Origin of the sequence: Streptomyces omiyaensis (genome assembly GCF_014650895.1) — a bacterium.
Lineage (GTDB): Bacteria > Actinomycetota > Actinomycetes > Streptomycetales > Streptomycetaceae > Streptomyces > Streptomyces omiyaensis.
This window is the reverse complement of record NZ_BMVV01000032.1, coordinates 1-12,594: the sequence shown is the minus strand read 5'-3', so window position 1 is coordinate 12,594 and position 12,594 is coordinate 1. Positions and strand designations below refer to the sequence as shown.

Sequence of the window (12,594 nt, the reverse complement as noted above, 5' to 3'; positions counted from 1 at the left end):
CGCGCCGATGCCCTCCACTTCCCTGATACGCGGGGAGGTCGCGGCCCTGCCCCCCTACGACCCCGGCGCGGACCCGGACGAGGTGGCCGCCCTCAGCGGCTCCCGCCGCGTCGTCAAACTCTCCAACAACGAGAGCCCGTTCGGCGCCTCCCCGGCGGTCGCCGAAGCCGTCCGCAAGGCCCTGGCCCACGGCGTCTCCCGCTACCCCGACCCCACCGGGCGACGGCTCGCCGAGGCCATCGGGACGAGCCTGGACGTGCCGGCCGACCGCGTCGTGCTCGGCAACGGCTCGGAGAACCTCCTGGAGCTGCTCTGCCGGGCCGTCCTCGACCCCGGCGACCTGGTGGTCACCCAGGCGCCCGGGTTCAGCCTGCACGAGACCTTCCCCCGCGTCATGGGCGCCCGGGTCCACAAGGTCCCGGTCACCGCGGGGTTCGGATGCGACGCGGACGCCTGGCGCGACGCGCTCGCACAGGGCCCCAAGCTCGTCTTCCTCGCCAACCCGTGCAACCCCACCGGCGCGATGCTCGACGCCGGCGAGCTGGCGCGGATCGTGACCGCCCTCCCCGCGTCCGCCCTGCTGGTGCTCGACGAGGCGTACGGGGAGTTCGCCCGGTACCGCCCGGACTACCCCGACGGTCTGGAGGCCCTGCGCGGGCTGGGGCGGCCGTGGATCGTGCTGCGCACCTTCTCCAAGGCGTACGGCCTGGCCGGGGTCCGCGTCGGGTACGGCATCGCCTCCGACCCGGCCCTGGCCCGGGCGCTGGACCGGGTCCGCACCCCGTACAACGTGAACCACCCCGCCCAGGAGGCCGCGATCGCCGCGCTGGGGGACCGCGCCCACCTGGCGGAGACGGTCCGCCGCACCGCCCTGGAGATCGCCAGGGTCGCCGACCGGCTGGGCGAAGCGGGACTGCGGGTGGTCCCCTCCTCGGCCAACTTCCTCTTCATCGACACCGGTCGTCCCGCCGACCGGGTCGCCCGGGAGCTCCACCGCGCCGGAATCATCGTCAAGGCGTGGAGGGAGCCCGGATACGAGACGTACATCCGAGCCTCACTGTCGACCTCCGGGGACAACGACGTCTTCGTCCGGTGTCTGACCGGGATCTGCGCGAAGGACAAGCCGTGATCACCACCAGGATCTCCGACCTGATCGGGCGGACGCCCCTGCTCGAACTGCCCGTCGCCGGAGGCGGGGCCACCGTCCTGCTGAAACTGGAGCAGTTCAACCCCACCGGAACCGCCAAGATCCGGATGGCCAGGAACATGGTCGACGAGGCGGAGGAGGCCGGGCTCCTCGCCCCCGGCGGATGGCTGGTCGAGTCCACCTCCGGCAACACCGGGCTCGGCCTCGCGCTCATCGCCGCCGAACGCGGCTACAAGTTCACCGCCGTGGTCGACAACCACTCCAGCGCGGACAAGCTGCGCGGCATGCGCGCCTACGGCGCCGACATCCTCAACGTCGCCGGCGACGAGGGGGGCCTCGCCACCGCCGAACGCGACACCACGGCCGAGCGCCTCGCCGCCGAACACGGCGCCTACTGGACCGCCCAGCACCGCAACCAGGGCAACCCCGACGGCTACCGGCCGCTCGCCCGCGAACTCCACGACGACCTGGGCGACTCCATCGACTTCCTGTACGGGGCCGTCGGCACCGGCGGTTCGCTCTGCGGCACCGGCCGGCTCCTGCGCGAACGCATCCCCGACCTGAAGATCATCGGCGTCGAACCGGTGGGATCCGTCGTCTTCGGCGGCGAGGGCGCGCCCTACCACCAGTCCGGCACCGGCACGCCGGAGGGTTCGGAGATCGGCGACGTCGTCGACTACGCGCTCTTCGACCAGGGGATCAAGGTCCGCGACGCGGAGGCCTTCGAGACCTGCCGCTACCTCGCCAGGAACTTCGGCCTGCTGATCGGCGGTTCGGCGGGCGGCGTGGTCTACAAGGCCCTGGAGCGGGCGCGGACCGCGCCGGCCGGCACCACCATCGTCGTGCTGGTCTGCGACGGCGGCGACAAGTACCTGGACACCGTGTTCGACGACGACTGGATGGCCGCCCACGGCCTGTTCGACGAGCAGGTCGTCCGCAGGCTGGCGACGATGCTGCGCTAGTTCCGCGGGCGCGCCCCGCACCCGCGTTCCCGACCCCCCTTCCCTCCTCGCGAAATGACGATCCGCAGACGATGAGAACGAAAATGATTTCCATGGTATCCGCGGTCCTGGCGGTGTCCGCGGTCGCGGGCTGCGCGGCCGAACCCCCCTCCCGCACCGGCGGAAAGGCGGCGACGAGCGCCACGGCCTATCCGCTCACCCTCGAGAACTGCGGCACCGACGTGACCTTCGAGGCCGGACCGGAGAAGGTCGTCACGCTCAACCAGACCGCCGCCGAGATCCTCATCCGCCTCGGCGTGGGCGACCGGATCGCCGGCACGGGCTACGAGATCGAGAAGACGCCGCCCGCGATCGCCGCGGCGTACGAGAGGATCCCGGTCCTGTCCGCCCCCGGGGCGGAGATCAAGCACGAGAAGCTGCTGGAAGCCCAACCGGACTTCGTCTACGGCTCCTTCGCGAGCATGTTCACCAAGGAACAGTCCGGCACGCGCGAGCAGCTCCACGACCTGGGCGTGCCGACCTACCTGACCGAGTTCGACTGCGACTACCACGCGAGCGTGGCCGACGCGGACTTCGCGATGCTGTTCGAGGAGTACCGGCGGCTCGGCAGGATCATGGGCGTCCCCGAGGCCGGCGAGAAGCTGGCCGCCGAGCAGAAGGCCGTGGTCGACAAGGCGGTGAGCGCCGTCGAGAAGCGGGACGAGCCGCTGAAGGTGATGTGGTTCTACTCCACCTACGAGGGCATTCCGTGGGCCGCCGGCCCCGGCGGCCTGCCCCAGCACATCTCCGGGATCGTCGGCGCCGAGAACATCTTCGCCGACGCCAGGACGAAGTGGGCGGAGGTCAGCTGGGACGAGGTCGCCGCCCGCGACCCCGACGTCATCATCCTGGCCGACCTGACCCGCGGCGAACCCAACGACACCGCCCGGGAGAAGATCGAGCTCCTCAAGAAGGACCCGCTCACCAGCAGGCTCGCCGCCGTCGAGGGCGACCGGTTCATCACCGTCCCCGGCAGCCACATGGATCCCGGCTACGGCAGCGCGTCCGTCGTTCCCGCGCTGGTCGACGGCCTGAACAGGCTCGGGTGACCCGGCCCCCGCCATGACGACCCCACACGAGACCCCCGCGCGCACCGAAGCCCCGGCCCCCCGCCGGGAGGAGGCTCCGGTGCGCCGCGGGCGCGTCCCCGCGCCCGCGCTCCTGCTCCTGGCCGTGACCGCGCTGCTGGCGTCGGTCGTCGCCGCGACGCTGTTCGGGAGCGCCGACGTCCGGCCCCTCGACGTCGTCTCGACGATCCTGCGGCACACCGGCCTGGGCGCCTTCGCCCCCACCGAGCCCCTGCCGAAACTCCTCGACGCCCTGGTCTGGGAGTCCCGCTTCCCGCGCGTCCTGCTGGCCGCCGCCGTCGGCACGGCCCTGGCGGTCTCCGGCGCGGTCCTGCAGGCGGTCACGAGGAACCCCTTGGCCGACCCCTACCTGCTGGGGGTCTCCTCCGGCGCCTCCACCGGCGCGGTCGCCGTGCTCCTGCTGGGCATCGGCGGAAGCGTCTCCCTCTCCACCGGAGCGTTCGCCGGCGGACTGGTCTCCTTCGGCCTGCTGCTGCTCCTGCTCGGCGGGGGGCGCGTCGCCAGTCCCTCCCGGGTGGTGCTGACCGGCGTCCTGGTCTCCCAGTTCTTCGCCGCGGTCACGTCGGTGATCCTCATGGTCGGCGGCGACGCCAACTCCACCCGCGGCTTCACCTACTGGCTGCTCGGCACCCTCGGCGGCGCCCGCTGGGAGGGAGTGACCGTCACCGTCGTCGTCATCCTGGCCGGAGTGGCCGCCATCCAGTTCTCCGCGCCCGCCCTCGACGCCTTCACCTTCGGGTGGGACGCGGCGGCGGCCCTGGGGATCGACGTCACCGCCGCCCGCGTCCGGCTCATGGTGCTGACCTCCGTCATCACCGCGGCGGCCGTCGCCGCCTCCGGCGCGATCGGCTTCATCGGCCTCCTCGTCCCGCACGCCGTCCGCGTCCTGGCCGGCCCGACCCACCGCTCCCTCCTGCCCCTGTCCGCGATCACCGGCGCCGTCTTCCTCATCTGGGTGGACGTGTGCGCCCGCACGGCCTTCTCCCCCCACGAACTGCCCGCGGGCGTCATCACCGCCCTCCTCGGCGCGCCCGCCTTCGCCCTGGTCCTGAAGCGTCTGGAGTCCTGATGGGCCGCATCACCACCACCCGCCTCTCCTGGTCCGTCGAGGGCCGCCGGCTCCTCGACGCCATCGACATGGCGGCGCCCGACGGAAAGGTCACCGGACTCCTCGGCCCCAACGGCTCCGGCAAGTCGACCCTGCTGCGCCTGCTCGCCGGACTGCGCCGCCCCGGCACCGGAACCGTCCGCTACGACGACGTCGACCTGTCCGCTCTCGGCCGCCGGGCGCTGGCCCGGCGGCTCGCCGTCGTCGAACAGGACGTCACCGCCCACCACCGCGTCACCGTCCGCCAGGTCGTCGAACTCGGCCGCACCCCCTTCCGCGGCCGCTTCGACGCCCCCGCCGCGCACGACCGGCGGACCGTCGACGCCGCGCTGGAGCGGACCGACCTCACCGGCCGGCAGCACCGTGACTGGCACACGCTCTCGGGAGGCGAGAAGCAGCGGGCCCAGCTCGCCCGCGCCCTCGCACAGGAACCCCGCGAGATCCTGCTCGACGAACCCACCAACCACCTCGACATCCGCCACCAGCTCGAACTCCTGGACCTCCTGACCTCGCTGGACGTCAGCTGCGTCGTCGCCCTGCACGACCTGAACCTCGCCGCGCGGTACTGCGACCACCTCGTCCTCCTCCGGCACGGGCGGGTGGTCGCGGCCGGTGCCCCGGACGCCGTGCTGACCCCGGACCTGATCGCGGACGTCTACGGCGTCGAGGTGCTCGTCGACCGCGAACCCGCCACCGGAACCCTCCGCGTCACCTACCTGTCCACCACCACCCGCACGGCCGCCGTGCCGGCGCCGCGGCCCGGCCCCGGATAGACGGCGCGGGCCCGCTGCCCGGGAGGAGGCTGGAAGGCCGCGCGAGGGGGAAGGGACGGTACGACCCGCGGGCGGCGAGCGTCCGCGGGACGACGAGGGAGGACGTCCCCATGGCACAGGCCGACCCGCCGGCCGGCACCGGCTCCGGCACCGATCCCGCCGCCCACCCGCCGGGAAAGGGCCCGGCCACCCGGCGGAGCCGACTGCTCCGCCTGGGCGCGCCGGCCGTCGCGGCGACCGCGCTGACGGCGACCGTCGCGCTGTACATGACCCTGGTCGCCTTCGGGAACATCACGGACTTCGGGACCAACCAGCAGTTCGTCCGGCACGTCCTGAGCATGGACACCACCTTCCGGGACCCCGACCTGATGTGGCGCGCGGTCGAGTCCCCCGCCCTCCAGAACGCCGCCTACGTCGCCGTCATCGTCTGGGAGGCGCTGGCCGCGCTGGTCCTCCTCGCCGCCACCCGGCTCTGGTGCACGGGGCTGCGCCGGGGCGCGTACGACCGCGCCCGCGCGGCCAGCACGGTGGGGCTGGTGATGGTGCTGCTGCTCTTCGGGATGGGCTTCCTCGCGATCGGCGGCGAGTGGTTCGCCATGTGGCAGTCGTCCGACTGGAACGGTCTGGACGCCGCGGCCCGCAACGTCGCCCTGGCCGCCTTCGCGCTCCTCGTGGTGCACCTGCCCGGCCCGCGCGCGGCGGATGCCGGAAGGACCTGACGCGTCCTGCGCGCGCGACCGCCCGGAAGGATGATGGGACCATGGAAGGGCTGCCTTTCACTCCTCCCGCCGGAGCGGACGAAGCCGGACGGCCCGGTCCGCCCCCGGCCGCCTTCGCCCTGCTCGCCGCGGACGGAGCGCTCGTCGGATGGAGCCGCGAGGCCGAAACCCTCCTGGGGTACACCGCCGCACAGGTGCTGGGGCGCCGGGCGGCCGACCTGCTCGTCCCCCCGCACACCGGGCGCCACGGGCCGGACGGGGGCCGGTCCGACCGGTGGCTGCGGCTCGACGGGACGCGCAGCGCCGTCGTGGACGCGCGCCACCGCGGCGGACACACCGTGCGGGTGGCGGTGACGCTGCGTCCCCTGGCCCCCGGTCCCGGCGGGGACCCCGCGGGCCGGACCCCCACCGCCGTCCTCATGGCGGTCGAGCTGGAAGGACTGCGCTGGTGGGAGACCCGGCAGGCGATGCTCCAGGGGCTCGTGACCCAGTCGCCGGTGACCCTGACCATCTACGGTCCGGGCGCGCGCCTCCTGTGGGCCAACGCGTCCAGCGTCCGGGAGCTCGGCGGCGACCTCGCGGCGTCGCTGGGCCGCTCCATGACCGAACTCTTTCCCGGCGACGTCCTCACCACCCAGCACCTGGTGCCCGCCGAGGACTTCGTCCAGCAGATCCTCGACACCGGCGAACCGGTCATCGACGTGCGTTTCCGGGGCCGGGCCCCGGCCGACCCGCGCCGTGAGCGCGTCTGGTCCTCGTCCTACTTCCGGCTGCTGGACGGCAGGGGGGAGCCGGTGGGGGTGTGCGAACAGTCCATCGACGTCACCGACCACTACCGTGCGCAGCAGCGCCTCGCGCTCCTCGCGGAGGCCGGTGCGCGGATCGGCGCGTCGCTCGACCCGTCCGGGACGGCGGCGGAACTCGCCAAGACCGCCGTGCCGCGCTACGCCGACGCCGTGCTGGTCGACGTGGCGGCGGAGGTGCTCGCGGGGGAGGAACCGGGCCCCGCCACCGCAGGGGACCTGGTCCGCGTGGCCGATTCCGACGGAGAACCCTCCCGGGTGGGCGAGCGGGTCGCCTACGCCGCCGGAACGCCGCAGGCCGAGAGCCTGGCCGGGCGCCGCGCGACCGCGGACGCCGAGGCCGCGCCGACACGCCTGTACGTCCCGCTGATCGTGCGGGGGACGCCCTGGGGCCTCGTCACCTTCGTGCGGGGAGACGACGCGGAACCCTTCGACGACGGCGACCGGGCCGTGGCCGAGGAGCTGGCGTCACGGACCGCCGTGTGCGTCGACAACGCCCGGCGCTACCGCCGGGAGCACACCGCCGCGTTCATGCTCCAGCGCAGTCTGCTGCCCCGGTCGCTGCCCGAGCTGAGCGCCGTCGAGGCGGCCAGCCGCTACCTGCCCGCCGACAGCCACCTCGGCGCCGGCGGCGACTGGTTCGACGTCATCCCGCTGTCCGGCGCACGGGTCGGACTCGTCGTGGGGGACGTCGTCGGCCACGGCCTCGGCGCCGCCGCCGCCATGGGGCGCCTGCGCGCCATGGTGCGCACCCTGGCGGAGCTGGACCTCGCGCCCGACGAACTCCTGGCCCGGCTGAACGACCAGGTCGGCAAGGAGGCGTCCGACCAGAACGCGCGGGGACCGGACGGCGGCGGCGCCGTCGGCGCGACGTGCGTGTACGGCATCTACGATCCGGCCTCCCGGACGAGCACCTGGGCGGCGGCGGGACACCTGGCGCCGGCCGTGGTGCGGCCGGACGGCGGCGTCGGCTTCCTCCGCCTGCCGCCGGGCCCCCCGCTGGGCGTGGGACGGCTTCCGTACGAGGGCACGGAGGTGGAGCTCGCCGCGGGAAGCCTGGTCGTGCTGTTCACCGACGGCCTCGTGACGGCCCGGGGGCGGGGCGTCGACGAGGGATCGGCCCGCCTGGCGGCCGTCCTCGGGGAGCGGCGGGGATCCTCGCCGGACCTCTTGTGCGCCCAGGTCGTCGCGGAGCTGGTGCCGGACCGCGTGCGGGACGACGCGACGCTGCTCGTCGTGCGCACCCGGGCGCTGGACGCACGCCAGGTGGCGGCCTGGGAGCTGCCCCCGGACCCCGCGCTCGTCGCGCGCGCGCGTGCGATGGCCGCGGAGCAGCTCGGGCGGTGGGGACTGGACGACCTGGCCTTCACCACGGAACTGGTGGTCAGCGAGCTGGTCACCAACGCGATCCGGCACGCCTCGGGCCCGATCGGTCTGCGCCTGATCCGGGACCGCTCCCTCATCTGCGAGGTCTCCGACGCGCAGCACACCTCACCGCACGCCCGCTACGCCGGCAACGACGAGGAGGGCGGACGCGGACTGTTCATGGTCGCCCAGCTCACCGACCACTGGGGCACGCGGTACATGCCGGCGGGCAAGACGATCTGGGCCGAACAGGCCCTGCCCCCGCCGTGACGGCCGCGCGCCGCCGCCGCGGGGGTCAGGGGGCGTGCAGGCGTACCGCCAGGGCGGCGATGTCGTCGTCGAGGCTGCCCCTGCTGTGGCGGAGCAGGTCGTGGTGCAGGGCCGTGAGCAGGTCGCGGGGAGGCGTGGGGGGCTGCCGGCGCATCCACGCCGCCAGCGGGAAGAACTCGCCGTCCCGGGCGCGGGTCTCGGCGATCCCGTCCGTGTAGAGGAGGAGGAGCTCGCCGGGAGCGAAGTCGAAGGCGTCCGCACGGTAGTGGTCGCCGATCAGCTCCGCGAGGCCGATCAGGGGCGACGGGGCGGACGGTTCGAGGATCCGCACGCTCTTCGGGCCGTGGACCAGGGGCGGCGGGTGCCCGCAGTTGACGACGGTGATGCGGCCGCCCCGGTGCGGCACCTCGACGAGCAGCGCGGTGGCGAAGCGCTCCATCGGCGCCTCGGGGGGATGGTCGGCGTTGTGCCGGGCGCAGCTGGCGTCGAGCCTGCGGGCGACGTCGGCCAGGGACGCCTCGCCGTGCGCCGCCTCCCGGAAGGCGTTGACGATCGCCGCGGCGGTCCCCACCGCCGGCAGGCCCTTGCCCCGTACGTCGCCGATGAGCAGCCGCACCCCGTACGGCGTGTCGATCACCTCGTAGAAGTCCCCTCCGATGCGGGCCTCCGCGGCGGCCGCGAGGTACAGCGACTCGATCTCCACGTTCCGGAAACGGTGCGGCAGGGGCCGCAGCACCACCTGCTGGGCGGCGTCGGCGACGAGCCGCACCTGGATGAGCGTGCGCTCCCGTTGCAGCCGGACGTGGCTTCCGTACGCGGCGGCCACGGTGACCGCGACGATCCCGCCGCACGTCCACCACGTCCCGAGATCGGGGAAGACGAGGCCGAGGCCGATCATCAGGAGGAGGCAGACGGTCCCGAGGAGGACGGTCGGGAGGACCGGCCACATGGCGGCGGCCAGGGCCGGCGCCGAGGGCAGGAGGCGGCTGAAGGCCATCTCCGGCGGAGTGGCGTACGCCAGGCCGGCGATCACGACGGTCAGGATCACCGGCGACAGCCGCACGAGCCTGCTGTAGCCGTAGCCTCGACGGAGCCCCGGCTGTCCGGACTCGATCATGAATCCCAGAGTATCCGCGCGGAGCCCGCTCAGCGACGCGACGAACGGGGCCCGCACGTGACGGGAGGCCCGGGCGCCGCCGTGCGTGCCTCCCGCGCCTCCCGGGGGCCGGCGGGGCGGTCAGCCGACGCGCAGCGACGCGACCTCGTAGTACACCGCCGAGCCGGGGGACGTGCCGCGGCAGGTCAGCCGGTGCGCCGGCGCACGGCGGGCGTGGATCTCGACCTCGAAGGCCGACAGCCCGGCGAGACGGCCGGTGACGCGGACCCGCCAGCGGCCGGCGTCCCGCACCGTCTCCTCGACGACGTAGTCGTGGCGGCCCGAGGGACCCGCGTGGCGGAGCACGGCGGACACGGCGGCCTGCTGGGGCGGGGCGAGGTCGGTGTAGCCGCGCAGGTGGTCCGCGCGGATGCGGTCCGCCAGGTGCTCCTCCACCACCGTCACCGCCGAGGAGGCGTCGAGGCCGCCGTAGTAGACGCCGTCGGGCGCGACGGCGACGTTGGCGGCGAACCGGTCGCCCCCCACGTGGGTGCACTCCCACACCAGCCCGGGCCAGCCGTCGCTCAGCGCACGTGCCACCGGACGGCCTCGGACCGCGCAGCAGGTGTCGTGCGTGCCGTGGGCGCAGACGAGGACGACGGGCGGGTGCCCCCGCTCTCCGGGAGCGTCCAGGGCGGTGACGATGCCCGTCAGGTCCCCGTCGTCGTCCCAGGTTCCCCATTGCTGGCGGTGCGCGCCGTCCTTCTCGTGGCGGAGGACGGCCCACCGCGGCCGTCCGTCCGGACGGCCGCGGCCGTGGCGCCTGACCAGCAGCACGCGGGCGCGCGCCGCCCGCGCGGCCGAGTTCACCCGCGCCTTCACCCCGGGGTCGAGAGCGAGTCCGTCGAAGCCGTCGAACGGCCAGCCGGCCCGGTACTCGACGAGGATCCAGACCGAGCCGTACGGCGCCGTGCCCGCGATCGGGTCACCGCGCAGGCGGGCCGCGTCGGAGCAGAGGAACCGCGCCGGAGTCGTCATCGGGCCCGTCTCATGGCGCGGCGGGGACGAGCACGCCCGCGCGCAGCAGCCGTTCGACGAAGGGGAGGCCGAGCTCCCCGGCGGGGTGGGTGCCGCCGTCGAGGATCCGGAGCGCCGGAGGGAGCTCCGCCTCCGAGAGGTCGAGCCACCCCACGCGGGTGGTGAGCCGCCGCCCCACCAGCCTCGCCTCCGACGCCCCGCGGAGCCGCACCGGCGAGTCGGGGGCCAGGCCGTCGAGGGCCCGGAGCTGCGCCAGCGGCCCCAGGGGCGCGGCGCGCGCCCGGCCGCGGCGGGCCCGGTGGAACAGGGGAGCGGGGTCTGCCTCGGCGAGCGCGGCGGCGAGACGCCGGCGCACGAGGGCGAGCTCGTCGCCCGGTCCCTCCACGCCCAGGGCGAGGGACCCGCGCATCTCCACGTCCTCCCGCAGCAGCGCCAGGGCGGACTCGGCGAGTTGTTCGGCCAGCGCGTGCCGCGTCCAGGGGTGGACGCCGAGCGTCAGGTGGATGGACACCGCGCCCAGCGCTTCGGCCGCGTGCAGCCAGCCGCGCGGCAGGTAGAGGACGTCGCCGGGTGCGAGCACGGTGTCGAGGTGCGCCCCTCCCCGCGCGGCGCCGGCGACCGCGGCGCGGTGGGCGGTCCAGGGCTGGTCGCGCAGCGGCGCCGGGTGCACGGGCTCGTGGACGATCCAGCGCTTGGCGCCGGCGACCTGCAGGACGAAGACGTCGTGGACGTCGTAGTGGGCGTCGAAGCCGCGGTTCTGCGGCGGGGTGACGTACGCGTTCGCCTGGACGGGGTGGCCGAGTTCCGTGCCGAGCCGCGTCACGAAGTCCGCGACCGGCTGCCAGGTGCGGTGCAGCGCCTGCAGCACCAGGGTGCCGCCGTCGGCGAAGCTCCGCCACAACGCGGTGTCGTCCAGCTGGTCCGCGACCGACGCGCCCACTCCCGCCGGTGAGGTGAACGAGGAGTCGGGGACGGTGGAGCCGTCCTTGGCGACGCGGAGGAACGGCGTGCGCAGTCCGCGCCGGGAGACCAGTTCGTCCACGGCGGACGCCGAGAACAGGTCGGAGAAGTCGCCGGCTCCACGGGTGAGGAGCGGGGCGCGCCCCCAGACGTCCCGGGCGAACTCCTCGCGGCCGAGGCCGATCAGACGCGCCTCCAGGACGCCGTCCGCGAGGCCCGTGTCCGTGTCCGTTCCCGTACGCGTGCCCGTACCCGTGTCCCGCAGTGTTCTCGGAGCGGTGCTCAAACGCCGCCGCCCTCTGCGGCTCCGCCGTCGGCTCCGCCGTCCGCGCCTCCGTCGGCTCCGCCGTCCGCACCTCCGTCGGCTCCGCCGTCCGCGCCTCCGTCGGCTCCGCCGTCGTGCACGCCGGGCGTACCGGCCGCGCCACCGTCCGCCGGACCTTCGGCTCCGCTGTCGGCACCGCCGTCCGCGCCCCCGTCGGCTCCGCTGTCCGCACCTCCGTCGGCTCCTCCGTCGGCTCCTCCGTCGGCACCGCCGTCCGCGCCCCCGTCGGCTCCGCTGTCCGCGCCCCCGTCGGCTCCGCTGTCCGCACCTCCGTCGGCTCCGCCATCGGCTCCGCCGTCGGCTCCTCCGTCGGCTCCGCCGTCGTGCACGCCGGGCGTACCGGCCGCGCCACCGTCCGCCGGACCTTCGGCTCCGCTGTCCGCGCCCCCGTCGGCTCCGCCGTCGTGGACGTCGGGGGTGCCGGCGGCACCGCCGTCCATGGGACCTTCCTGCTGGTTCGGGTCCTGCTCGGCGTGCGCCATGGCTCCTCCTGAGGACGAGGGCGGATCGGTGAGGGAGTCGGTCCCGTGCGGACCTTCTTCCCACGCTCGCCCACGTGGGTGGGCGCGGCAACCGGAGCGGCCGCCGGCCGGGATGCGCCGGGCGGTCCCCGGCCCTCCGGAAAGACGCATGGGGGTTCCTGTCCGGGGCAATCGCCGGTTGTGGGCCTGGACTTCCGCGGCCCGCGCAGGCGGGGCGCACACGAGCGGGGCGCGCGTCCGGAGACGAGGTGACCGATGTCCGGCACGGTTTCGGTCGCGGGGGCGCTCCCGGGACGCCTGGTCGCCCTTCCGAGCGTCTACCGGCCGCAGGCGGACACGCGGCTGCTGGCGGCGGCCCTCGCGCGGGAGGAGGTCGGTTGCCTCACGGAGGTCCTGGAGATCGGTACCGGTACCGGTGC

At 74.7% G+C, this 12,594-nt stretch carries 11 protein-coding genes; 8 read left to right on the top strand and 3 right to left on the bottom strand.

Annotated elements, in window-relative coordinates:
- Positions 1 to 7: 7 nt before the first annotated feature.
- The 7 genes from hisC (at position 8) to IE287_RS33265 (ending at position 8,274) form a co-directional block, all read left to right on the top strand.
- Complete coding sequence (gene hisC, locus IE287_RS33295; protein ID WP_229883897.1) at positions 8 to 1,129, top strand: histidinol-phosphate transaminase; 1,122 nt, start codon at positions 8 to 10, stop codon at positions 1,127 to 1,129.
- Complete coding sequence (locus IE287_RS33290; RefSeq protein ID WP_189852993.1) at positions 1,126 to 2,109, top strand: PLP-dependent cysteine synthase family protein; 984 nt, start codon at positions 1,126 to 1,128, stop codon at positions 2,107 to 2,109. Before hisC ends, IE287_RS33290 begins: the two co-directional genes overlap by 4 nt.
- An 83-nt stretch (positions 2,110 to 2,192) precedes the next feature.
- The gene (locus IE287_RS33285) at positions 2,193 to 3,197 is read left to right on the top strand and encodes an ABC transporter substrate-binding protein (RefSeq protein WP_229883896.1); all 1,005 of its coding nucleotides are present in this window, start codon (positions 2,193 to 2,195) and stop codon (positions 3,195 to 3,197) included.
- Between the two features lie 13 nt (positions 3,198 to 3,210).
- Positions 3,211 to 4,305, top strand: coding sequence for a FecCD family ABC transporter permease (locus tag IE287_RS33280; protein WP_373307955.1), 1,095 nt, complete (start codon positions 3,211 to 3,213; stop codon positions 4,303 to 4,305).
- Entirely contained in the window at positions 4,305 to 5,117 is an 813-nt protein-coding gene (locus IE287_RS33275; protein ID WP_189852990.1) for an ABC transporter ATP-binding protein, read from the top strand. The genes IE287_RS33280 and IE287_RS33275 overlap by 1 nt, the downstream gene beginning before the upstream one ends.
- Positions 5,118 to 5,227: 110 nt before the next feature.
- Positions 5,228 to 5,836, top strand: a complete 609-nt coding sequence (locus IE287_RS33270; protein WP_189852989.1) for a DUF2165 domain-containing protein — start codon at positions 5,228 to 5,230, stop codon at positions 5,834 to 5,836.
- Positions 5,837 to 5,877: 41 nt separating this feature from the next.
- On the top strand, positions 5,878 to 8,274 hold the full coding sequence (locus IE287_RS33265; RefSeq protein ID WP_189852988.1) for a SpoIIE family protein phosphatase: 2,397 nt from the start codon (positions 5,878 to 5,880) through the stop codon (positions 8,272 to 8,274).
- Between the two features lie 25 nt (positions 8,275 to 8,299).
- Here IE287_RS33265 and IE287_RS33260 read toward each other — a convergent pair whose 3' ends face one another.
- From IE287_RS33260 to IE287_RS33250, 3 genes are all read right to left on the bottom strand, one after another.
- Positions 8,300 to 9,391, bottom strand: a complete 1,092-nt coding sequence (locus IE287_RS33260) for a PP2C family protein-serine/threonine phosphatase (protein ID WP_189852987.1) — start codon at positions 9,389 to 9,391, stop codon at positions 8,300 to 8,302.
- Between the two features lie 120 nt (positions 9,392 to 9,511).
- Positions 9,512 to 10,408, bottom strand: coding sequence for a sucrase ferredoxin (locus IE287_RS33255; RefSeq protein WP_189852986.1), 897 nt, complete (start codon positions 10,406 to 10,408; stop codon positions 9,512 to 9,514).
- A 10-nt stretch (positions 10,409 to 10,418) separates the two neighbouring features.
- Positions 10,419 to 11,654 carry a cupin domain-containing protein gene (locus IE287_RS33250; RefSeq protein WP_189852985.1) on the bottom strand — a complete coding sequence of 412 codons (1,236 nt, stop codon included), beginning with the start codon at positions 11,652 to 11,654 and terminating at the stop codon, positions 10,419 to 10,421.
- Here IE287_RS33250 and IE287_RS33245 point away from each other — a divergent pair.
- Positions 11,633 to 12,187, top strand: coding sequence for a hypothetical protein (locus tag IE287_RS33245; RefSeq protein ID WP_189852984.1), 555 nt, complete (start codon positions 11,633 to 11,635; stop codon positions 12,185 to 12,187). The genes IE287_RS33250 and IE287_RS33245 overlap by 22 nt on opposite strands.
- Positions 12,188 to 12,594 lie beyond the last annotated feature (407 nt).

Excerpts from the sequence above, each read along its gene's own strand:
- hisC (WP_229883897.1), top strand. The coding sequence starts at position 8 with ATGCCCTCCACTTCCCTGATACGCGGGGAGGTCGCGGCCCTGCCCCCC.
- IE287_RS33285 (WP_229883896.1), top strand. The coding sequence starts at position 2,193 with ATGATTTCCATGGTATCCGCGGTCCTGGCGGTGTCCGCGGTCGCGGGC.
- IE287_RS33280 (WP_373307955.1), top strand. The coding sequence starts at position 3,211 with ATGACGACCCCACACGAGACCCCCGCGCGCACCGAAGCCCCGGCCCCC.
- IE287_RS33275 (WP_189852990.1), top strand. The coding sequence starts at position 4,305 with ATGGGCCGCATCACCACCACCCGCCTCTCCTGGTCCGTCGAGGGCCGC.
- IE287_RS33270 (WP_189852989.1), top strand. The coding sequence starts at position 5,228 with ATGGCACAGGCCGACCCGCCGGCCGGCACCGGCTCCGGCACCGATCCC.
- IE287_RS33265 (WP_189852988.1), top strand. The coding sequence starts at position 5,878 with ATGGAAGGGCTGCCTTTCACTCCTCCCGCCGGAGCGGACGAAGCCGGA.
- IE287_RS33260 (WP_189852987.1), bottom strand. The coding sequence starts at position 9,391 with ATGATCGAGTCCGGACAGCCGGGGCTCCGTCGAGGCTACGGCTACAGC.
- IE287_RS33255 (WP_189852986.1), bottom strand. The coding sequence starts at position 10,408 with ATGACGACTCCGGCGCGGTTCCTCTGCTCCGACGCGGCCCGCCTGCGC.